Raw genomic sequence first — 21,841 nt, 5'->3', positions numbered from 1 at the left:
CCGTCCGGGTCCGGTTGCTGCACAACCGGCCCGGACGACTGCCTCACTCGCTGACGCGGATCGCGATCTTGCCGCGCACGTGGCCGCCCTGGCTGAGCTCGAACGCCTTCGCCGTCTCCTCGAGCGGGAAGGACGCCGCCACCGGGACGGTCAGCCTGCCCTCGTCGGCGAGGTCGGAGAGCGCCTGCAGGTCGGCGGAGTCGGGGCGCACCCACGCGTACAGGCCGCCCTTCTCCGCGACCGAGCCGTCCGCCACGGACCCGTGCCGGCCACCCTCGGCGAGCACGGCGAGGGTGTCGTCGAGCACGTCGCCCACGAAGTCGGCGACGACGTCGACGCCCTGCGGCGCCAGCTCCCGGACCCGCTCGACGAGCCCGTCGCCGTAGGTCACCGGCTCCACGCCGAGCCCCCGCAGGAACTCGTGGTTGGACTCCGACGCCGTGCCGATGACGCGGGCGCCGAGCGCGCGGGCGATCTGCACGGCCAGCACCCCGACGCCTCCCGCGGCGGCGTGCACGAGGACTGTCTCGCCCTCGCGCAGGCCCAGGCGGGTGAGCAGCTGGTATGCCGTGAGGCCGGCCAGCGGGAGGCCCGCGGCCTGGTCCCAGTCGAGGGAGGCGGGCTTGCGGGCGGCCGTGCGGGCCGGCACCGACACCAGCTCGGCGAAGGTGCCCTGCTGCACCCAGTCCTTGCGCGCGTAGGCGACGACCTCGTCACCGACCGCGAACGCGGGCGTGTCCAGGCCGACTGCCTCGACGACCCCGGCGACGTCCCACCCGGGGATGGCCGGGAAGTCCACCTGCATCAGCGGGTCGAGGTAGCCCGCCATGACCTTCCAGTCGACCGGGTTGACCGACGCCGACCGGACCCGGACCAGGACCTCGCCCGGGCCCACCCGGGGGTCAGGCCGCTCGGTGACCTCGAGGACGTCGGGACCGCCGTACTGCGCATACGTGATTGCTCGCATGGTGGGGACAACAGCACGCGCCCCGCCCCCTGTTCCGAATGGGGCCCGAAATGCGGCGTGACCAACCTCGCAGGCGCGCCGAGGCCCCTTCCCCGCCGCGACGACCCGTGAGACGCGTCGGGATCACCCGTGCGACGCGCGTCGCGACCACCCCCGTGGCCCGTTGAGCTTGTGGGACAGTGGCCGCGTGAGCACGACCGACGGCGGGACCACCGCACCGCGGCGGGGCCGACCCGGGCGCGACCAGCAGACGGTGCTGCGCCGGGCGGTCGACCTGTTCAACGAGCAGGGCTACGACGGCACGAGCATGGGCGACCTGGCCCGCGCCCTCGGGTTCAGCAAGTCGGCGATCTACCACCACGTCCCGGGCAAGGAGCACCTGCTCTCGCAGGCGCTCGACGAGGCCCTCGACGGCCTCACCGCGGTCATCGACGAGGCAGAGCGCCACGAGCCGGGTTCGACCGCATACCAACGACTTCGTCGCGCCGTGCAGCTCTCGGTCGAGGTCCTCGTCGAGCACCAGCCCGCGGTCACCCTGCTGCTCCGGGTGCGCGGCAACAGCGAGGTCGAGCTGGAGGCCCTGCGCCGTCGCCGCGCCATCGACGCCCGGCTCGCCGCCCTCGTGCAGGAGGCCGTCAACGAGGGGTCGCTGCGCTCGGACGTGTCACCCCAGCTGGTGAGCCGGCTGCTCTTCGGCATGGTCAACTCGCTCGTGGAGTGGCACCGACCCGGCGGCTCGGCCGACGCGCGCCAGCTCTCCGAGGCCATCACGACGATCGCGTTCGACGGCCTGGCGACCGCCGCGGCCCGTCACCAGTCGTAGAAGCCGCGCCCCGTCTTGCGGCCCAGCTCGCCGGCCGCGACCTTGTCCCGCAGCAGCTGCGGCGGCTCGAACCGCGGCCCGAGCTCGCGCGCGAGGTGCTCCGCGATGGCCAGCCGCACGTCGAGCCCGACGATGTCGGTGGTGCGCAGCGGCCCCACCGGGTGCCGGTAGCCCAGCGTCATCGCCGTGTCGATGTCCTCGGCGCTGGCCACGCCCTCCTGCACCATCCGCATCGCCTCGAGCGCGATCGCGACGCCGAGCCGGCTGCTCGCGAACCCCGGCGCGTCCTGCACCGTGATCCCTGTCTTGCCCAGGGCGGCGACCCACGCGCGGGCCTCGTCCACCAGGCCGGGGTCGGTGCGCCGCCCGACGACGACCTCGACGAGGTCGCTGACGGGGACGGGGTTGAAGAAGTGCAGGCCGACCAGTCGCTCCGGCCGCGACAACCCGTCGGCGATCGAGTCGATCGACAGCGAGCTCGTGTTCGTGGCGAGCGCGGCGTCCGGCGCCGCCTGCTCGACCGCGGCGAACACCTGCCGCTTGAGCTCGACGTCCTCGGGCACCGCCTCCACGACCAGCGTCACGTCGGCGAGGTCGGCCGGGTCCGTCGTCGTCCGGTATGCCGCGCGCGCGGCCTCCGCGTCGACCCCGAGGGTCCCGCGGTCCGCCCCCTTGGCGAGGCTGCCGGCGATGCGCTCGGCCGCCGCGTCGGCGGCCTGCGCCGAGCCCTCGACGACGACCACCTGCGAACCGGCGGAGACGAAGGCATGCGCGATCCCCGCCCCCATCCGGCCGCCGCCGTAGACGCCGACCCGGGCCGGCAACCGGCCCTCGGCCGCCTCGGCCGCAGCCGCCTCGGCCGCAGCCGCCGCGGCGGCACCCGGGCCGGCGCTCACGGGCGCTCCAGCAGCAGCGCGGTGCCCTGCCCGACGCCGACGCACATCGTCGCCAGCCCACGGCGCGCCCCGGCGCGGTCCAGCCGGCCGAGCAGGGTCACGACGATCCGGGTGCCCGAGCAGCCCAGCGGGTGCCCGAGCGCGATGGCACCCCCGTCGGCGTTGACGACCTCCTCGTCGAGCTTGAGGTCACGGACGCAGGCGAGGGACTGCGAGGCGAACGCCTCGTTCAGCTCGACGGCGTCGAGGTCGTCGACGGTCCAGCCGGCACGCTCGAGCGCCTTGCGCGTGGCGGGTACCGGCCCGATGCCCATGACGTCGGGCGCGACGCCGGCACTGGCGCCACCGACGATGCGGGCCCGGGGCGTGAGGGAGTGCTTCTCCACGAACGCCTCCGACGCGACGACGACCGCTGCCGCACCGTCGTTGAGGGCGCTGGAGTTGCCGGCCGTGACGAGTCCGTCCGGACCGTGCAGCGGCCGCAGGCGGGCGAGCTTCTCCAGACTGGTGTCGGACCGCGGGCCCTCGTCGACCGCGACCTCGCCGTCGCCGACGGGGACCGCCACGGTCTCGGCCTCGAACCGGCCCGCCTCGATGGCTGTCACCGCCCGCTGGTGCGAGCGCAGGGCGAAGGCGTCGAGTTCCTCCCGGGTCAGCCCCCACCGCTGGGCCACCCGCTCGGCGGTCTGCGGCATGGTCAGCGTGGTGTCGGCGTCGAACCGCGGGTTGGTGAACCGCCAGCCGATCGAGGTGTCGAACGCCGCCCCGGGTCGGGCGAACGCCTTCGCCGGCTTCTCCTGCACCCAGGGTGCCCGTGTCATCGACTCGACCCCGCCGGCCACGACGACGTCGGCGTCGCCGGCGGCGACCATCTGGCGCGCCGTGGTGATCGCGGTCATGCCCGAGGCGCAGAGCCGGTTGACGGTGAAGGCGGGCACCGAGTCGGGCAGCCCGGCGAGCAGCCAGGCCATGCGGGCGACGTTGCGGTTGTCCTCCCCCGCCTGGTTCGCGGCGCCGAGGACGACCTCGTCGACCAGCGACGGGTCCACCCCGGCACGGCGGACGACCTCACCCACCACGAGGGCCGCCAGGTCGTCGGGGCGCACGGACGCCAGTGCACCGGCATACCGGCCGATGGGGGTGCGGACGGCGTCGACGATGAACGCTTCGGGCACGGGGATCTCCTTGCGGGACAGGGACGCTCAGGCGTCGAAGTCGACGGTGACGCGCTCGCTGACGGGGTAGGACTGGCAGGTGAGGACGAAGCCCTCGTCGACCTCGCCGTCCTCGAGGGCGTAGTTGCGGCGCATGTCGACCTCGCCCTCGCGGACGAGCGCGCGGCACGTGCCGCAGACCCCGCCCTTGCAGGCGAACGGCAGGTCGGTGCGGGTGCGCTGCGCTCCGTCGAGGATGCTCGTCGACCGCGAGATCGGGGCGGTGCTGGTCAGCCCGTCGAGGACGACGGTGACCTCGCTCGTCTCACCGGCGAGCTCCTCGTCGGGCCGGTGCAGCTCCGGCGGCGGCGCGTCGACGTAGAAGAGCTCGAAGTGCACGCGCTTCGGCTCGACCCCCAGGTCGGCCAGCGCCTCGCGAGCCCCCTCGATCATGGCGTGCGGCCCGCAGAGCCAGACGTGGTCGATCGCGTCGATCGGCACGAACGCCCCGGTGAGGGCGCGGATGCGCTCGGCGTCGAGACGGCCGGAGAACAGCGGGACGTCGCGCGGCTCGCGCGAGAGGACGTGCACGAGCTGGAACCGCGAGCCGTAGCGGTTCTTGAGGTCGGCGAGCTCCTCGGCGAACATCACCGAGCCGGTGGTCCGGTTGCCGTAGAACAGCGTCAGCTCGGAGTCGGGGTGGGCGAGCACGCTCGCGGCGATCGACAGCATCGGCGTGATGCCGGACCCGGCGGCGATGCACAGGTGCCGCTCGCCCACGGTCGGGTCCGCGCGGAACGAGCCCGACGGCGTCTGCACCTCGAGGACGTCCCCGGCCCTGACCTCCCGGACGAGCCAGCGGCTGAACAGACCGTCGGGGATCTCGCGGACGCCGATGCGGGGGCGCTCCCCGGCGGCGGCGCAGATGGAGTACTGCCGCCGCTCCTCCACGCCGTCGACGGTGCGCCGGATGGTCAGCGACTGCCCGGGCGCGAAGTCGTACTCGGCCGCGAGCTCCTCGGGCACGTCGAACGTGACGGCCGCGGAGTCGTCGGTGAGCCGCTCGACCGAGTGCACGGTGAGCTCGTGGAACCGCGGCCCGCGCCGGCGGCCGGCGGGGACGAGGAGGGAACCCGTTGCGGTCACTCAGATCTCCTTGACGTGCTCGAACGGCTCGAGGCAGGACGTGCAGCGGTAGAGCGCCTTGCACGACGTCGGCCCGAACTCGGAGGTGAGGGCGGTGTTCGCGGAGCCGCACCGGGGGCAGGTGACGGCGCGGCGGGTGGGCGCGAGGGTGAGCGGCACGGGTCCGCTGCCGACGCGACGGCCCACCGGGTGCGGGGCGGAGATCCCCGCCTCGGCCAGGGCGGCGCGACCGTGCTCGCTGATCCAGTCGCTGGACCACGCCGGGGACAGGGACACCGCGACCCGGGCGGGGATGCCGGCCACGGCGAGCTCGCGCACGAGGTCGTCGCGCATCGTCGCCATCGCCGGGCAGCCGGAGTAGGTCGGGGTGATCGAGACAACCACGGCGCCGTCGGCCTCGACCTCGACGCCGCGCAGGACGCCGAGGTCCTCGAGCGTTAGCATGGGCAGCTCGGGGTCGACGACGGTGCGCGCCACGGCATACGCCCGCTCCCGCAACTGCTCGGACCCCGGGGCGTGGGACGGGCGCACGGTGCCCGCCGTCCGGTTGCCGACCGCCCGCCCGGCGCGGGTGGACACGGCGGTCACCACTGCCCCATCGGGTGCGCGCGGGCGACGGACTGCATCTCGGCGAGCAGACGGCTCAGGGCCTCGGTGTGCATGCCGTCGCGCCCGGTGCGGCCGGCGACCGCGGCCATCCGGACCGGAGCGGGCTGCTCCACGCCGCTCATCGCGAACACCTGCGCCAGGACGACGCCGACCTCGTCCGCCACCGTCGCCGGGTCCACCCCGACTCCCTGCTCGGCGGCGGCCCGCTCGGCGTCGTGGGTGTCGAAGAGCTCGGCGAACAGCGGCCAGACCGAGGTCAGCGCGGCCTCCAGCCGGCGCCGGGACTCCTCGGTGCCCTGGGCCAGGGTGAGGAACCATCGGCCGGCGAAGTCGCGGTGGTACGTCAGCTCCTTGACGCCCTTCGCGGCGACGGCCGACAGGACGTGGTCGCGGCTGTCGACCAGCCGCTCGAACACGGCGATCCGCGCGCAGGAGAACAGCAGCAGCTTGACGATGGTCACCGCGAAGTCGCCGTTGTCGAGCTCGACGAGCCGGACGTTGCGGAACTCCTGGTCGCCCCGGAAGAACGCGAGCGCGTCCTCCGGCGGGACCGGCGAACCCTCGGGCAGCGCGGGCACGAGCGCAGGATCGGCGGCCGCGGCGCGGGCGAGCAGCAGCCGGGCCTGGCCGAGCAGGTCGAGCGCGATGTTCGCGAGGGCGATGTCCTCCTCGAGGTCCGGGGCGCGGCTGCACCACTCGGAGAGCCGGTGCGAGGCGATGAGGGCGTCGTCGGCGAGCATGAGCGAGTACGCGCCGAGGACCGCCGGGTCGACCCCCTCGGGGATGGTCGTGTCGACGCCGGCGAGTGGGTCCTCGAAGTCGGTGCCGAACGCCCAGTGGGCGGCGTCGCCGGCCGGCTCGTGCTCGAGCAGCCCGTCGTAGACGGAGCCGTCGGCTGCGTTCGGGTCGGGGGTGGGGTGGCTCATCACGCGCTCACATGTGGGGGACGTCGTCGGGGATCGTGTAGAAGGTCGGGTGCCGGTAGACCTTGTCCCCGCTCGGGGCGAACATCGGGTCCTTCTCGTCCGGGCTCGAGGCGGCGATGTCGACCGACTTCACGACCCAGATGCTCACGCCCTCGTTGCGCCGCGTGTAGACGTCGCGGGCGTGCATCAGCGCCATCTGGTCGTCGGCGGCGTGCAGCGAGCCCACGTGCACGTGGTTGAGCCCGCGCTTGCCGCGGACGAACACCTCGTACAGCGGCCACTCGGCGCGCACGCCCTGGCCCTTGGCGGTCTCGTCGGTCATGCCACACCCTTCTCGTCGTTCGCCGCGGCGGCCTGCTTCGCGGCATACGCCGTCGCCGCCTCGCGCACCCAGGCACCGTCCTCGTGCGCCTTGCGGCGGTGGGCGATCCGCTGGGCGTTGCACGGTCCGTTGCCCTTGACCACCTGCATGAACTCGGTCCAGTCGGGCTGGGTGAAGTCGTGCGCGCCGCGCTCGGGGTTCCAGCGCAGGTCGGGGTCGGGCAGGGTGACGCCGAGCGCATTGGCCTGCGGCACCGTCATGTCGACGAACCGCTGGCGCAGGTCGTCGTTGGTGTTGCGCTTGATCCCCCACGCCATCGACTGCTGCGTGTTGGGCGACTCGGCGTCCGGAGGGCCGAACATCATCAGCGCCGGCCACCAGAAGCGGTCCACCGACTCCTGCACCATCGCCCGCTGCTCGTCGGTGCCGCGCATCATCGTCATGAGCAGCTCGTAGCCCTGCCGCTGGTGGAAGGACTCCTCCTTGCAGATGCGGATCATCGCGCGGCCGTACGGCCCGAACGAGGTGCGGCACAGCGGCACCTGGTTGCAGATCGCGGCGCCGTCGACGAGCCAGCCGATCGTGCCGACGTCGGCGTACGACAGGGTCGGGTAGTTGAAGATCGAGGAGTACTTCTGCCGGCCGTCGATGAGCATCTCGGTGAGCTCCTGCCGGGAGACGCCGAGGGTCTCGCACGCGGAGTAGAGGTACAGCCCGTGGCCGGCCTCGTCCTGCACCTTGGCGAGCAGGATCGCCTTGCGCCGCAGCGAGGGTGCCCGGGTGAGCCAGTTGCCCTCGGGCTGCATGCCGATGATCTCCGAGTGCGCGTGCTGCGCGACCTGCCGCACCAGCGTCCTCCGGTAGCCCTCGGGCATCCAGTCCCGTGGCTCGATGCGGTCGCCGCGTGCGATGGTGGCGTCGAAGCCCGCTTCGTATGCCGCGTCGTCGCCTGCGGCGTCGCCGCGGGTGCGTTCCGGAGCCGTCGTCATCGCGTCCTCCCGAGGGTGGTGGGAACCAGCATCCCCCGCCACGGCGAGGGAGCACAGCCGGTGGCACAGGGAATGGCCGCGCAGGCATTTACTGACCGAGCGGTCTGTAATAGTGTGGCACGCACCGAGGGAGAGGACAACACCCCATGTCGATGCTCGAGAGCTATGCCGCGGGCCGGTGGTTCCGCGCCTCCGACGAGGGCACCCCGCTGCGGGACGCCACGACCGGCGAGGAGGTCGCCCGGATCTCCTCCACCGGCCTGGACGTCGGGGCGATGGTGGAGCACGCGCGCACGGTGGGTGGCCCGGCGCTGCGGGACCTGACCTTCCACGAGCGGTCCGCCCTCATCAAGGAGGTCGCCAAGCACCTCACGGCGGGCAAGGACGAGTTCTACGAGCTCTCGACCCGCACCGGCGCCACGAAGCGCGACTCGGCCGTCGACATCGACGGCGGCTTCGGCACGCTCTTCTCCGTCGCGAGCAAGGGCACCCGCGAGATGCCGGCCGACACCGTCTACCTCGACGGCGGCCTGGAGCAGCTGGGGCGCCAGGGCCAGTTCGTCGGGCAGCACGTCTACACCACCCGGCCGGGCGTCGCGGTGCAGATCAATGCCTTCAACTTCCCCGTGTGGGGAATGCTCGAGAAGCTCGCGCCCGCCTTCATCGCCGGGGTGCCTAGCATCGTCAAGCCGGCCAGCCAGACGGCATACCTCACCGAGCTCGTGGTCCGCCGGATCATCGAGTCCGGGATCCTCCCCGAGGGGACGCTGCAGCTGCTCAGCGGCAGCGCGTCGGGCCTGCTCGACGCGCTCACGGTGCAGGACTCCGTCGCGTTCACGGGCTCGGCGCACACCGCCGGCATCCTGCGCAGCCACCCGAACGTGCTGCACGGCGGCGTCCAGCTGGGCGTCGAGGCCGACTCGCTCAACTGCTCGGTCCTCGGCCCGGACGTGACCGTCGACGACCCCGAGTTCGACCTGTTCGTCAAGGGCGTGGTCACCGAGATGACGGTCAAGGCGGGGCAGAAGTGCACCGCGATCCGCCGGGCCATCGTGCCCTCGGGCATGGCCGACGCCGTGGTCGAGGCGATCGGTGCCCGGCTCGCGACAACCTCCGTGGGCAACCCGGCGAACCCGGACGTGCGCATGGGCGCGCTCGCGTCGGTGGAGCAGCGCGACGAGGTGCGCAAGGCGATCGCATCGCTCCAGGCCTCGTGCGACGTCGTCTGGGGCAACCCCGACTCGGCCGAGCTCGTCGACGCGGACTTCGCCGTCGGCGCCTTCCTCGCGCCGGTGCTGCTGCGGGCGCGCGAGGGCGCGGTGGAGCCGCACGACGTCGAGCCGTTCGGCCCGGTGAGCACCGTCATCTCCTACGACACCGTCGACGAGGCGATCACGCTCGCCGCCCGCGGCAAGGGCTCCCTGGTGGGCTCGCTCGTGACGCACGACCCGCAGGTCGCCCGCGACGTCACGCTCGGCCTCGCCCCGTGGCACGGGCGCATCCTCGTGCTCGACCGCGCGGCCGCGCCCGAGTCCACCGGCCACGGCTCGCCGCTGCCGATGCTCGTCCACGGTGGCCCCGGCCGGGCCGGTGGCGGCGAGGAGCTCGGCGGCGTCCGCGGGATCCTGCACCACATGCAGCGCACCGCGCTCCAGGGCTCCCCGGACATGCTCACGGCGATCACCGGCCGCTGGACGAAGGGGTCACAGCGGCGCATCGAGGAGGTCCACCCGTTCCGGAAGTCGTTGGCGGAGCTGCGGATCGGCGACACCGTGCAGTCGGCGTCGCGCCGCGTGACACTCGCGGACATCGAGCACTTCGCCGAGTTCACGGGCGACACGTTCTACGCCCACACCGACGAGGCGGCGGCGAAGAAGAACGAGCTCTTCGGCGGGATCGTCGCGCACGGCTACCTCGTGGTGTCGCTCGCGGCCGGGCTGTTCGTCCAGCCCGACCCGGGCCCTGTGCTGGCCAACTTCGGCGTCGACAACCTGCGCTTCCTGACCCCGGTCAAGGTCGACGACGAGATCTCGGTGCTGCTCACCGTCAAGCAGATCTCGCCGCGGCGCTCGGCGGACTACGGCGAGGTGCGCTGGGACGCCGTCGTGAGCAACGCCGCCGGCGAGCCGGTCGCGACCTACGACGTGCTGACCCTGGTGGCCAAGGAGCAGCCGCAGTACTGACGAGCGAGGGGCGCACCCGACGGACCCGAAACCACTGGCGGCCTGCCCCCGACGGCACCGGTCGCCCGGACCCGCCAGCACACCCCTTGCACGAGAAGCGAACCTGGGTTTCGGAGATCCGAAACCCAGGTTCGCTCTTGGCTCACCCCACCCGAGGGGACAGGCCCTCCCACGCCAACGAGGTGAGCAGCTCGACGAGCTGCTCCTCGGGGATCGTCGGCCGGTCGAGCCAGCGGTGGGTCGCGAGCTGCACGAGGCCCACCACGGCATACGCCACGTGCTCGTCGTCGTCCGCGGGCTCGCCGCGACGGGTGGCGAGCAGGGCCACGAGGGCCTGGGCGACCGCCGACTCCACCCCGCCGACGAAGTCGCCGCCGTCGCCGAGTCCGTTGTGGGCGAAGGCGAAGCGGTAGAGGTCACGGTGCTCGCGCACCGTGGCGACGTAGGCGCGGACGGCCGACGCGACGACGGCGCGGTCCTCGGCGGAGTCGAGCTCGAACGCCTCGGCCAGCCGTGGCAGGAACACGTCCTCGGCGGCGGACTCGAGCACGGCGCGGAACAGGTCGTCCTTGTCCTTGAAGTGGCGGTAGACCACCGGCTTGCTCACCCCGGCCACCGCGCAGACGTCGTCGAGGCCGATGCGAGGCCCGCGCTGCCGGATCGCCGTCATCGCCGCCTGGACGAACTCGCGACGACGCACCTCGCGGTGGGCCCTCCAGCGCTCCGAGCGGCCGTCCGGTCGGACGCCCCCCTTGACGACATCGGTGTTCATGTGAACCATGGTAGGCGTTACTCGGATTCACATATATCCTGAGGAGCCCTCATGACCCCCACGACCACGGCGCCGGCCCTCGAGCGGGTGCGCCCGCGCCACGACCGAGACACCACCGCACGGCGGCTGCTCGCCTCCGCGGCGAAGACCTCGTACGACCCGCAGAAGGACATCGACTGGTCCAAGCCGCTCGAAGCGGGCCTGTTCGGCATGTCGGCGCAGTGGTCGACGCTCTACGCCACCCCGCTGTGGGACGAGCTGACGCCTGAGCAGCGGATCCGCCTCACCGAGCTGGAGTTCTGCTCGATCTCGGGGGTCGGCATCTGGTTCGAGATGATTCTGATGCAGATGATCCTGCGCGACGTCTACGACCAGGACCCGGCGACGCCGCACGTGCAGTTCGCGCTGACCGAGATCGCCGACGAGTGCCGCCACTCGGCCATGTTCGCCCGGACCGCGGAGAAGTTCGGCGCCCGCTCGTACCAGCCCACCGGGCTCGACCACCAGCTCGGCCGGCTGTTCAAGACCCTCGCCACCGGGCCGTCGCTCTACGCCTCGATCCTCGTCGCCGAGGAGGTCCTCGACATCTTCCAGCGCGAGGTCATCGACGACGAGCAGGTGCAGCCGCTCACCCGCGCCGTCAGCCGGATCCACGTCGTGGAGGAGGCGCGGCACATGCGCTTCGCCCGCGACGAGATCGCCCGCCGCGCCGAGGCGATGGGCAGGGCCGAGCGGGCCCGCCAGCGCCTTGTCCTGGGCGTCGTCGCCAACATCATCATCCACAACCTCGTCCAGCCGGAGGTGTATGCCGAGGTCGGCCTCGACCCCGACGTCGCCGAGCGCGTCGCGCGGGCCAACGAGCACCACACCGCCAAGCTGCGCGGCGCGGCCGAGAACCTGACGTCCTTCCTCACCGACTGCGGGCTCGTCGGCGGCCCGTCGGCCCGGCTCTGGCGGCGGGCCCGGCTCGTCTGAGCCGTGGGGCCCGGCTCGTCTGAGCCGTGGCGCCGGCGTGTCAGGGGCGGTCCCGCGATGGGCTATGATCGTCCGGTCGCGGCGGGCCACCCCGTCGCGATGGTGCGCTCGGCGTACCACGGCCAGGTAGCTCAGTTGGTACGAGCGTCCGACTGAAAATCGGAAGGTCGGCGGTTCGACCCCGCCCCTGGCCACCACACACCCGCAGGTCAGAACTCTCCTCTGACCTGCAGCGTTGCCCCCTCGCGGGACCGTCGGTGCAGCCTGCTCGTTGGAGCCGGGACGGCATGAGCGGAGAAGCCAGGAGGCATCGCGGTCATCCGGGGGTGGCACCCAGAGGGAGTTACGAGGCGCCGGCCAGCGCCTCTTGCATGAGGAACCGTTGGCGGGGCCGGGTTTCGCCCTCGACAACGTGGTCGTCGGGCAGAAGGGTGATGCCTGAGTCGAGGAAGGCCTGCTTGGACTCCCAGCGGGAGATGCCCACGAGGCACTGCCCGTCTTCGTTGAGGTAGGGCGGGTCCACGGCTACGCACCCCGGGATGTTGAGCAAGGCATCGCGCATGGCGAGCATGGACCGAGCAAGCTCATCGCGCCGGTCGGCGTGTGGCCAGTGCAGCACCATGAACACGAAACTCACAGCGGCCCCCTCGTGGTCGTTGGTCCGCACCCGGGTCCGGCCGTGCCGGGCCGGGCGCCTCTGGCCAGGTCAGTGTGCCAGTTTCGGATGGATTTTCGAGGGGGTGTTTCCGGATGCCTCTGCGACGCGGGTACGCAGACCATGCGCACGGGCGCGACGCCCTGCGGGGCTCATCCGTCCCGGCGGGCCACGGCGACGAAGTCCGCGGCGTGACCGACGGGTCGCCGACCACCGGCCCACACCGCGCGCAACCTGCGTCGCATCGACAGGTCCTGCACCGGGACGACCACGAGGTCGCCGCCCGCCACGGCGTCGACCACGGCCAGGCGGCTGAGCACGGCCGGTGCGGTCCCCGCCGTCGCGGCCACCCGGACGGCGGTGTTGCTCGACAGCGCCTGGGCCGGCTCCACGAGGGCCAGGCCGCGCCCTCGCAAGGCCTCCACGAGCGTCTGGAGGGTCCCGGAACCCTGCTCCCGCACCACCAACGCGGTCCTTGCCAGCTCCTGCGGCGTGACGGGGTGGGCCCTGCGACGCGTCCAGGGGTGGCCCGGCGCCACGACGACCACCAGCTCGTCGGTCGCCACCGTCACCGAGCTGAGGCCGCGCGGGGCGGCGGCCGTCTCGACGAACCCGAGGTCGCGACTGCCGTCGCGCACCGCGGCCACCACGCTCGCCGAGTTCAGCACGGCGAGGTTGACGTCGACGTCGCCGTGCTCGCGCCGGAAGGCGGCCAGCCAGCGCGGCACGAGGTGCTCGGCCGTCGTCATGCTCGCCGCGAGCGCCAGGTGCGAGCTCCGCTCCGCCCGCAGGGCATCGGTTGCCAGCCGCAGCCGGTCGGCCGCGGACAGGACGTCCCTCGCCCAGTCGACGTACAGGGCCCCCTCGGGCGTCATCACCGAACCGCGGCTCGAGCGCTTCACCAGGACCAGGCCCAGCCGGCGTTCCAGCCGGGTGATGCTGGTGCTGGCGCTCGGCTGGGAGACCCCCAGGCTGGCGGCAGCCGCGCCGATGCTGCCGACCTCCGCCACCGCGACCAGCAGCTCGAGCACCTCGAGGTCCGGCCAGCGAGTACTCATACCCTCCACCTCGGCTCCCAGCCATAGCCGACGGCTATGAGTGTATGCCGGATTGCCCGGTACCGGCCGGCAGGGGAGTCCGCGACGGTTGTCACCGTGGACACCACCGCTGACCCCGACCGCACCCAGGACCGCCTCGCCGACCGCGAGGGCCGGGTGCCGACCGCCCCCTCCACCGCCCCCTCCACCGAGCCCCGACGCCCGCTCCCGTGGCCGGGCCTCGCCCTCGCCCTCGGCGTCGCCGTGGTCGCCGTCCTGCTCCAGCACGCGGTGGCCGGCCTCAGCCCGCTGCTCGTCGCGGTCCTCGCCGGCGCAGTGCTGTCGAACACCCGCGCCCTCCCCGCGTCGCTCGGGCCAGGGCTGCAGATCGCCTCGCGCCGGCTGCTGCGGGCAGGGGTGGTGCTGCTCGGCCTCCAGCTCTCGCTCGGCGACATCGCCGCCCTGGGCAGCGGGACCATCGCCGTCGTCGTCGCCGTGGTCGTGCTCGGCATCACCGGCACCCTGGCCCTCGGCCGGTGGCTGCGGGTCCCGCCCGCCCTGAGGCTGCTCATCGCCACCGGCTTCTCCATCTGCGGTGCCGCGGCGGTCGCGGCGATGGAGGACACGGCCGACGCCGACGAGGAGGAGGTCGCGACCGCAGTCGGGATGGTGGTGCTCTTCGGGACCCTGATGATCGCCGTGGTGCCCGCGGTGACCGGGCTCTGGGGTCTGGCCCCGCAGACGGCCGGCCTCGTCGCGGGCGCGTCCATCCACGAGGTGGCGCAGGTGGTCGCCGCGGCCGGCGTCATCGGTACCGGCGCACTCAAGGTGGCGGTCGTGACGAAGCTGGGCCGCGTGCTGATGCTGGCACCGGTGATCCTCGTCGTCGGCTCGCTGCGTCGCCGAGGCACTGCCCGCGACGCCGGCACGCGCCCGCCGCTCCTGCCGCTCTTCGTTGCCGGCTTCCTCGCCGCCGTGGTCCTGCGCAGCACCGTGCACCTCGACCCCGCCGTGCTGACCACCGCCTCGACGCTGCAGACCCTGCTGCTGGCCGCGGCGATGTTCGCCCTGGGTTGCGGCGTCCGGTTCGACAAGGTGCGGGAGATGGGTGCGCGGCCCCTGGTGCTGGGCACCGTCTCCACGGTGTGGGTCCTGGGAGTCGCGTGTGCGGGGGTCGCCCTCACCCGGTGACGCGAGGGCCGCCCGCGAGCCTGCCGGTTTCTCTCCCGCGGGCGGATCTGCCCGAGCCGACTTACCGTTCCAGACATGGACCTCGGGGCGTCGATCGCCGCAGTCGCGTCCGCGCCCACCCTCCTCGAGGGCATGCGGGCCGCGGACGACCTCGCGCGCGCCGCCGCGTCGGCCGGCGGTGACGCGGTGCCGATCCTGCGGTCCGCGGTCCGGGGAGCCGACCCGCTCACGGCCATCGCAGCCGTGCACGCGCTCGGCGCCTGCGCCGACGCGGCGGCGGGCGATGCCCTGGCCGACCTCCTCGCCGACGAGCGGCCCCACGTAGCGGAGCACGCCCTCGACGCCCTGCGCCTCGCCCCAGTCACCGACCGCGCCCTGCCGACGCTGGTGCGCAGGGTCGCGGCCGGTGGCTTTCCGGGCATGCTCGCCCAGCGCACCCTCGAGCACTGGGCGGCGCAGGACCCCGAGCAGGTGCGGGCCGCCCTCGTGCAGGGCCTCGCAGAGGCGTCGGACGTGGAGGAGCAGGCGCGGCTGGTCGAGACCGTCGGACTCGTGCCCGGCGCTGACTCGTCGCGGCTGCTCGCCGGGTTCGCCTCGGGCGAGGTCGAGCAGCCCGTCGTGGTCCGGCGTGCCGCCCTCGCCGCCCTGGGCGAGGGGCCGGCCGCCGACCCGGGCGCCGAGGAGCTGCTGCTGTCCTACTCGCGGTGCGTCGGCCCCCTGGCCGAGACCGCCCGCCTCGCGCTGCACGACCTCTTCCCCGGCCCGGACGCGCTCGTCCCCGACGGACCCGCGGTCGCGCAGCTGTTCCTCCACGCGGACGTCGACGGACAGCTCCACCAGTCCGGTCGTGGCGACACCGGCGGCATCGCCACTTTGCTCGTCCAGCTCGGCGACGCCCTCGTCCGCCAGCGTCCCCACGGGGCCCGGGTCCTCACGATCTCCCGCACCCACGCGGACCTGGCGCACTACCCGCTCGGCCGCGGGCAGGTGGCGCTCGGGGCCCCGGGTGCCGCCACCGGGCACCGCGACCTCGGGCTGCGCGACCCCGGCCACCACTACGCCGGCGTCCCCCTCGCCGGCTCCCCCCAGGGCATCGCCCGGGCGTGGCCGGCCCGAGTCGCGGCGCGACGCGGCATACGGCGCATCCTGCGGGCCGCAGGAAGGGTGGACGCGATCCACCTGCGGATGGCGGACGTCGGCTCGATGGCGGCCGCCGAGGCTGCTCGTGAGCTGGGGGTGCCGTTCGTGCTCACCGCCGCGCCGGACCCGCAGGCCCTCATCGAGGCGCGTGACACCGCGGGCACGCTCACGAGGGACGGCTTCGGGGATGCGGACCTCGTCGAGCACCTGTGGTTCCGAGACCGCCTCCTGCGGGACCTGGCGGCCGAGGCCGCGCACCTGGTCGTCCTGCCGCGGCTCGAGGTCGCGGGTGACCTGCAGCGGCTGCTCGGGATCGACCTGTCGGGCAGCGGTGTGCCGGTCTCGGTCGTCGGCGAGGGCATCGACCTCACCAGCGTCGACCGGGCCGTGCGCGAGGTCGGCGAACCGGCTCTGCGCACGCGGGGCACCGCCACCGCCCTGGCCCAGCTCGAGGACCTGCTCGCCACGCTGCCGCCGCAGCGACGCGCCCTCCCGGTCGCGGTCTCGGTCGGGCGCCTCAGCCCCGTGAAGGGGATGGCGACCCTGGTGCGCGCGTGGTCGGACGACCCGCAGCTGCGCGAGCGCTGCAACCTGCTCGTCGTCGGCGGCGACCTCGACGAGCCCAGCGACGACGAGGCCGCCGAGCTCGCCCGCATCGCCGACGTCGTCGACCCCGACCGGGCCGCCTCGCAGGGGCTCCTGCTGGCCGGCCACCGCCCCAACTCCACGACGGCCGCCTGGCTGGCCGCAGTGCGCCGCGGCGACCCGGCCTCCGGCCGACCGCCCGGCGTGTACGTCAGCGCCAGCCTCAAGGAGGAGTTCGGCATCGCGATCCTCGAGGCCATGGGCGTCGGCCTCGTCGTCGTCGCACCGGACGGTGGCGGACCGGCGACCTACGTCGTGGACGGGCAGACGGGGTTCCTCGTCGACACGTCGTCGCCCGCAGCCCTCGTGCGGGGCGTCCACACAGCCCTCGACCTCGCCTCGGTCGACGGCGCCGAGGAGCGCGCCCGCAGGTCCCGCGCCATGGTGCGCGAGCGCTTCGGCATCGACGCGATGGCCGCTGCCCTGGCCGACGTGTACGACGACGTCGCCAGCGGGAACGACGCACGCCCGGGCGCACCGCGGGTCGTGGAGGACGTGTCGTGACGCTGCTCGTGGTCAGCCCCGACTACGCCTCGCACCTCTACCCCCTCGCCACCATCGCCACCGCCTGGCGGGACGCCGGCGAGCGGGTCGTCGTGGCGACCGGGCCCGCGACCGACGCCCTCGTGCGCGGGTTCGGGTACGAGCGGGAGCACCTGCAGCTCGGCCGCGGCTCGAACCCGGGGGTCATCCGGGCCGAGGAGCAGCCGCCCGGCGAGGACGACGCGCTGCGCGGGTTCTTCGACGCCACCCGCCGAGGCGCGGTCGAGACCCTGACCTTCCAGGCGTCTGCCCGGCGCGACGACCTGCTGTGGAACCCGGTCGGGGTCGGCCGGGCCGTGCAGGAGGTCGTGGACCGCGTCCGTCCCGACGCGGTCGTCGTGGACCACCTCGCCTTTGGTGCCCGGCTCGGGCTGACCGCTGCCGGCGTCGCGTACACCGACGTGGTGCTGGGGCACCCGTCCGCCCTGGTCGTCGGGGACCAGGAGGTCTACGGCTGCCCCGAGGACTGGCCGACCGCCTTCTCCCCCGACCCCGACGGCCTGGCGCGGCTGCGCCGGCTGTGCGAGCAGGTGCGCGACGAGTTCACGGCCCAGTGGAACGACGCCCTGGCCCAGCTCGACCCGGGCGCGACCGCGAGCTCGGACGCCTTCGCCGAGACCGGCGACGTCCTGCTCCTCAACTACCCCGACGAGCTGCACGACCCACGACGGACCGCACTGCTGCCGCGACACGAGTTCCTCGGGTCGTGCGTGCGCGAGGAACCGGGCGACGAGGAGGTCGACGCGTGGCTGGACCACGGCGACCAGCCGCTCGTCTACGTCAGCCTGGGCAGCTTCCTCTCGGCGCGCAGCGACGTCCTCGCCCGCGTCGTCGAGGCCCTGAGCGGCCTCGACGTCCGCGTCGCCCTGGCCAACGGCTCCACCCCACGCGCCTCGCTCGAGCCGCTGCCCGGCCACTGGATGGTCCGGGAGTCGCTCCCCCAGGTGACGCTCCTGCGGCACGCGGCGGTCGCCGTGACCCATGGCGGCAACAACAGCGTCACCGAGGCGCTCACCGCCGGGGTTCCGCTCCTCGTCCTGCCCATGTCCACCGACCAGTTCTCCGGCGCCGCCGCGATCGAGCGGCACGGGCTCGGCGAGGTCCTGGACCCGAACGCAGCCGGACCGTCAGCCCTGCGCGCAGCCGTCTCCCGCCTGCTCGAGGGGTCGACCGGGCAGGACGGGGGCAGCGCACTGCTGCGCGAGCTCGCCACGTCGCTGCGCGAACGCCCGGGCCCGCTGCGCGCCCGTGAGGCGCTCGGGGAGCGACTGTCCGCGTCCTAGCGCCCCGCGACGACGGCGGGGGGAGGCCTACAGCCAGGCAATAGCCTCGTCGTACCAGGACGACTGACCAGCGACGACCTGCCCGACCGGGGTCGTCCGAAGGGGTGGTCCTTGGGGTCCGGAAGCGCGCGTTTGCCCGGACAACGACGCGTTTGGTGCGAGGATTGGCCCGTGCCCGAGCCCCGCGACATCGACCCCGCTGAGCTGCAGCGCTGGCTCGCGCAGGCGTCCCCCGACGGGCTGTGGGTCTTCGACCGCGAGGGCCGGACGGTGTACGCGAACGACCGGCTGGCCGAGCTCCTCGGGCGCTCCCCCGAGGAGATGCCGGGGCTGTCCGTCTTCGACACGCTCGACGAGGTGGGGCGGGAGCAGTTCGCCGAGCACCTGCGCGAGCTCGAGGAGACCGGGGAGCCCGGGGACAACCTCGAGTGCGCCCTCCTGCGCAAGGACGGCGGCCGGCTGTGGGCGCTGGTCAGCCACACCCCCATCCACGACGAGGTGGGCCGCCACGTGGGCTGGCTGCACCGCGTCACCGACTACCGGCAGCAGCGCCGGCTCATCGAGAGCATGCAGCGCAGCGAGCAGCTGCTGGCCGAGGCCCAGCACATCGCCAAGATCGGCAGCTGGGAGTGGGACGTCGTCACCGACACGGTCACCTGGTCCGACGAGCTCTACCGCATCTACGAGCTGGACCAGGTGGACGACCTGAGGCCCACCTACCAGGGCTTCGTCGAGCGCATCCACCCCGACGACCGCCCCCAGGTCGAGGAGGCCGTGCGGGCCGCCATGGAGACCGGCACGTTCGTGTTCGACGCGCGCATCACCCGCCACGACGGCGGGCTGAAGTGGATCCGCGGGCGCGGGCAGGCCACCCGGGACGCCGGGGGCCGGGTGGTCCGCATGGGCGGCACCGCCCAGGACATCACCGAGACCAAGGACGCCGAGCAGGCCCTCGCACTCCTGACGTCGATGGCGACGGCCGCCAACGAGGCCACGACGATCGCGGAGGTCATCCCGCGCATCCTGTCCGACGTGGCCGAGCACACCGGCTGGCGCGCCGTCGCCGCGTGGCGGGTCACCCACGACGGGGAGCTCGTCCCGGTCCCGGGCCCGACCCGCCCGGCACCCCGGGCCGACGTCGACGAGGCGCGACGGCTGGCGCGGGCCGCGATCCGCAGCCTCATGCCCGAGATCTCCCGCAGCACCGAGGGCACCCACCTCGTCGCCGCCCCCGTGGTGGCCGAGGACCGCGCCGCCTGCGTGGTCGTCATGGACACCCGGGCCACGACCCCGCCGACGGACAGCGACAGCGTCACCGTGGGCCAGGCCAGTGCCCTGTTCGCCCACGTCGCCGAGCGCGAGTGGGCGGCCGAACGGCTCGCCCAGGCGCGGGACGACGCGATGCGCGCCTCGCGGGCGAAGTCCGACTTCCTCGCGACGATGAGCCACGAGATCCGCACCCCCCTCAACGGTGTCATCGGCCTGTCCGAGCTGCTCGGGCGCACCGAGCTGTCGCCGCAGCAGCAGCGCCTCGCCGACGGCATCGACTCGGCGGGGCGCAGCCTGCTCGCGCTCGTCAACGACATCCTCGACCTGTCCAAGATCGAGGCCGGCCGGCTCGAGCTCGAGCACGTGGAGTTCGACCCGACCAGCGTCGTCGAGCAGAGCGCCACCCTGTCGGCGGAGCGGGCCCGGGCCAAGGCCCTCGAGCTCGCCGTCACCTGTGCCCCCGACGTGCCACGGCGCGTGGTAGGGGACCCGGTGCGGTTCGGGCAGGTGGTCGCCAACCTGACGGCGAATGCCGTGAAGTTCACCGCCGCGGGCGAGGTCGTGGTGCGGTGCACCGTCGAGTCCGCCCGGGACGGGCACGTGCAGCTGCGCGTCGACGTCAGCGACACCGGGTCCGGGATCTCGCCGGAGGTCCAGGCCCGGCTGTTCACCGCGTTCTCCCAGGGTGACACCTCGACCACGCGCGAGTACGGCGGCACCGGGCTGGGGCTGGCGATCAGCCGGCAGCTCGTCACCGCCATGGGCGGCCGGATCGGGGTCAACAGCGAGGAGGGCGCCGGCAGCACGTTCTGGTTCACCGCGACCTTCGACGCCGCCGCTGACGGGTCCGCGCCGCCGGCGCCCACGAGCAGCGTCATCGCCGGGCTGCGCGCCCTGGTCGTCGACGACAACGAGACGAACCGGTTCATCCTCGAGGAGCAGCTCGCGGGCTGGAAGGTGGACACCGTCGTCGCGTCCTCGGGGGTCCAGGGCCTGGGCCTGCTCGACGAGGCCGAGCGGCAGGGGGCGCCGTTCGACCTGGTCCTGCTCGACTACGTCATGCCCGGCGTCAACGGCGAGCAGTTCGCTCGGATGGTGCGCGCGGACGCCCGCTTCGAGGCCACGCGGATCATCCTGCTGACCTCGGCCATGGACCTCGACGCGGGGGACATCGCAGCCGCCGGCATCGACGCCAGCCTGCTCAAGCCCGTGCTGCCCTCCGCCCTGCTCGACACCCTCAACACCGTGGGGGCCGCAAGCCGCCAGCCGAACCTGCCGGCCGAGGCCGCCCCGGCGCCGGACGCCCCGCGGCGCCGGACCCGGGCGCTCGACCGCGGCCGGGTGCTCGTCGTCGAGGACAACGAGGTCAACCAGCTCGTGGCCGCCGGCATCCTGGAGTCGCTCGGCTTCGAGGTGGACCTCGCCGAGAACGGGCTGGCCGGCTACTACTCGTTCCAGAACGCCGACGGCGCCTACGACGCGGTCCTCATGGACTGCCAGATGCCGCAGATGGACGGGTACGACGCGACCCGCGCCATCCGGGCCTTCGAGGACGGCCGGCAGCACGTCCCGGTGATCGCGATGACCGCCTCCGCCATCGCAGGTGAGCGCGAGCGCTGCCTCGAGTCGGGCATGGACGACTTCCTCACCAAGCCGGTGGACATCGCGCTGCTGACCGAGGTCCTCGACCGCCTCGTGGGGCCCCGTCCCGCCGCCGCGGATGCCCAGCCCGGCGCTGCCAGCGCGCCCGCGCCGCCCGCTGCCGCACCGGCGCCCACCGGGACGCCCACGGAGGGGGCCGGGGAGCCCGCGGCACGGGGGACGGTGGCACCGGGCACCGGCCTCCGACCCGAGCACGCCGCCGCCCTGGACCTCGACCGGCTCGGCGAGCTGCTCGAGCTCGACCCGGACGACCCCAGCCTGCTGCTGCGGATGCTCGACCGGTTCGACACCAGCACGGCGGAGACCATGGACGCGCTGCGGTCGGCGCACACGGCCGGTGACGCGCACGGCCAGGGTCGGGCAGCCCACCGGCTCAAGGGCACCGCCTCCAACCTGGGGGCCGCCTCCCTTGCCTCCCTGTGCCTGGAGGTGGAGCTGCGCGGGGAGGACGGTGTGCTCGTCGCAGACCCGGTGCTCGATGAGCTCGAGCACCGGCGCCGGCTCGCGGTCGACGCCCTGCGGGCCTACCGCGAGGGTGTCGGCGCCGGCTGAGCCGCGGGGCCGCCCACCGGATCCGTCGGCGGGGCACCGCCCACCCGCCGGTCGGGGCACGCGACGTCCGCCGGGGAACACGCAGACGGCCGGTCGGAGAGG

At 73.7% G+C, this 21,841-nt stretch carries 18 protein-coding genes and 1 tRNA gene; 8 read left to right on the top strand and 11 right to left on the bottom strand.

The genetic code is table 11. The annotated features are described in order from the left end of the window. Nucleotides 1–43: 43 nt before the first annotated feature. Nucleotides 44–967, bottom strand: coding sequence for an NADP-dependent oxidoreductase (locus ACFUC1_RS12270; RefSeq protein WP_379120078.1), 924 nt, complete (start codon nt 965–967; stop codon nt 44–46). A gap of 187 nt (nt 968–1,154) precedes the next feature. On the opposite strand from ACFUC1_RS12270, the gene ACFUC1_RS12265 reads away from it, so the two are divergent. Further along, nucleotides 1,155–1,790, top strand: coding sequence for a TetR/AcrR family transcriptional regulator (locus ACFUC1_RS12265; RefSeq protein ID WP_379120076.1), 636 nt, complete (start codon nt 1,155–1,157; stop codon nt 1,788–1,790). Here the strand turns inward: ACFUC1_RS12265 and ACFUC1_RS12260 are convergent. The 7 genes from ACFUC1_RS12260 to paaA are packed head-to-tail and all read right to left on the bottom strand — an operon-like array spanning nt 1,778 to nt 7,832. Further along, on the bottom strand, nt 1,778–2,686 hold the full coding sequence (locus ACFUC1_RS12260; protein ID WP_379120074.1) for a 3-hydroxyacyl-CoA dehydrogenase family protein: 909 nt from the start codon (nt 2,684–2,686) through the stop codon (nt 1,778–1,780). The two genes, ACFUC1_RS12265 and ACFUC1_RS12260, sit on opposite strands and share 13 nt — an antisense overlap. Continuing rightward, the gene (locus tag ACFUC1_RS12255; RefSeq protein ID WP_379120072.1) at nt 2,683–3,861 is read right to left on the bottom strand and encodes a thiolase family protein; all 1,179 of its coding nucleotides are present in this window, start codon (nt 3,859–3,861) and stop codon (nt 2,683–2,685) included. The genes ACFUC1_RS12260 and ACFUC1_RS12255 overlap by 4 nt, the downstream gene beginning before the upstream one ends. Nucleotides 3,862–3,888: 27 nt before the next feature. Then, the gene (paaE, locus tag ACFUC1_RS12250) at nt 3,889–4,986 is read right to left on the bottom strand and encodes a 1,2-phenylacetyl-CoA epoxidase subunit PaaE (protein ID WP_379120070.1); all 1,098 of its coding nucleotides are present in this window, start codon (nt 4,984–4,986) and stop codon (nt 3,889–3,891) included. Continuing rightward, nucleotides 4,987–5,574: a 1,2-phenylacetyl-CoA epoxidase subunit PaaD gene (paaD, locus tag ACFUC1_RS12245; RefSeq protein WP_379120068.1), complete on the bottom strand. Its 588-nt coding sequence runs from the start codon at nt 5,572–5,574 to the stop codon at nt 4,987–4,989. It lies immediately after the preceding gene. Continuing rightward, nucleotides 5,571–6,521: a 1,2-phenylacetyl-CoA epoxidase subunit PaaC gene (gene paaC, locus ACFUC1_RS12240; RefSeq protein ID WP_379120066.1), complete on the bottom strand. Its 951-nt coding sequence runs from the start codon at nt 6,519–6,521 to the stop codon at nt 5,571–5,573. The genes paaD and paaC overlap by 4 nt, the downstream gene beginning before the upstream one ends. A 7-nt stretch (nt 6,522–6,528) precedes the next feature. After that, complete coding sequence (gene paaB / locus ACFUC1_RS12235; protein ID WP_379120064.1) at nt 6,529–6,843, bottom strand: 1,2-phenylacetyl-CoA epoxidase subunit PaaB; 315 nt, start codon at nt 6,841–6,843, stop codon at nt 6,529–6,531. Beyond that, nucleotides 6,840–7,832 (bottom strand): 1,2-phenylacetyl-CoA epoxidase subunit PaaA, encoded by a 993-nt coding sequence (gene paaA, locus ACFUC1_RS12230; RefSeq protein WP_379120062.1) that lies wholly within the window; start codon nt 7,830–7,832, stop codon nt 6,840–6,842. The genes paaB and paaA overlap by 4 nt, the downstream gene beginning before the upstream one ends. Nucleotides 7,833–7,978: 146 nt before the next feature. On the opposite strand from paaA, the gene paaZ reads away from it, so the two are divergent. Further along, nucleotides 7,979–10,015: a phenylacetic acid degradation bifunctional protein PaaZ gene (paaZ, locus tag ACFUC1_RS12225; protein ID WP_379120060.1), complete on the top strand. Its 2,037-nt coding sequence runs from the start codon at nt 7,979–7,981 to the stop codon at nt 10,013–10,015. Nucleotides 10,016–10,157: 142 nt separating this feature from the next. On the opposite strand, the gene ACFUC1_RS12220 is transcribed toward paaZ, so the two are convergent. Beyond that, on the bottom strand, nt 10,158–10,787 hold the full coding sequence (locus ACFUC1_RS12220; protein ID WP_379120058.1) for a TetR/AcrR family transcriptional regulator: 630 nt from the start codon (nt 10,785–10,787) through the stop codon (nt 10,158–10,160). 51 nt (nt 10,788–10,838) lie between these two features. Between ACFUC1_RS12220 and ACFUC1_RS12215 the strand changes: the two genes are divergently transcribed. After that, entirely contained in the window at nt 10,839–11,762 is a 924-nt protein-coding gene (locus ACFUC1_RS12215; RefSeq protein ID WP_379120056.1) for a diiron oxygenase, read from the top strand. A gap of 120 nt (nt 11,763–11,882) precedes the next feature. Beyond that, nucleotides 11,883–11,959: transfer RNA gene (locus tag ACFUC1_RS12210), tRNA-Phe, on the top strand. A 146-nt stretch (nt 11,960–12,105) separates the two neighbouring features. Here the strand turns inward: ACFUC1_RS12210 and ACFUC1_RS12205 are convergent. After that, nucleotides 12,106–12,399, bottom strand: a complete 294-nt coding sequence (locus tag ACFUC1_RS12205; protein ID WP_379120053.1) for a hypothetical protein — start codon at nt 12,397–12,399, stop codon at nt 12,106–12,108. A gap of 170 nt (nt 12,400–12,569) precedes the next feature. Next, nucleotides 12,570–13,475: a LysR family transcriptional regulator gene (locus tag ACFUC1_RS12200; protein WP_379120051.1), complete on the bottom strand. Its 906-nt coding sequence runs from the start codon at nt 13,473–13,475 to the stop codon at nt 12,570–12,572. Between the two features lie 96 nt (nt 13,476–13,571). Between ACFUC1_RS12200 and ACFUC1_RS12195 the strand changes: the two genes are divergently transcribed. From ACFUC1_RS12195 to ACFUC1_RS12180, 4 genes are all read left to right on the top strand, one after another. Next, nucleotides 13,572–14,645: a YeiH family protein gene (locus ACFUC1_RS12195; protein ID WP_379120049.1), complete on the top strand. Its 1,074-nt coding sequence runs from the start codon at nt 13,572–13,574 to the stop codon at nt 14,643–14,645. Between the two features lie 75 nt (nt 14,646–14,720). Then, entirely contained in the window at nt 14,721–16,934 is a 2,214-nt protein-coding gene (locus ACFUC1_RS12190; protein ID WP_379120047.1) for a glycosyltransferase, read from the top strand. Continuing rightward, complete coding sequence (locus tag ACFUC1_RS12185; protein WP_379120045.1) at nt 16,931–18,256, top strand: nucleotide disphospho-sugar-binding domain-containing protein; 1,326 nt, start codon at nt 16,931–16,933, stop codon at nt 18,254–18,256. The genes ACFUC1_RS12190 and ACFUC1_RS12185 overlap by 4 nt, the downstream gene beginning before the upstream one ends. A gap of 171 nt (nt 18,257–18,427) precedes the next feature. Next, nucleotides 18,428–21,739: a response regulator gene (locus ACFUC1_RS12180; RefSeq protein ID WP_379120043.1), complete on the top strand. Its 3,312-nt coding sequence runs from the start codon at nt 18,428–18,430 to the stop codon at nt 21,737–21,739. The last annotated feature ends 102 nt before the right edge of the window (nt 21,740–21,841 follow it).

The sequence above is a fragment of the Pedococcus sp. NPDC057267 genome (genome assembly GCF_042668795.1).
Taxonomy (GTDB): Bacteria; Actinomycetota; Actinomycetes; order Actinomycetales; family Dermatophilaceae; genus Pedococcus.
This window is presented reverse-complemented; position numbering and strand designations above follow the sequence as displayed.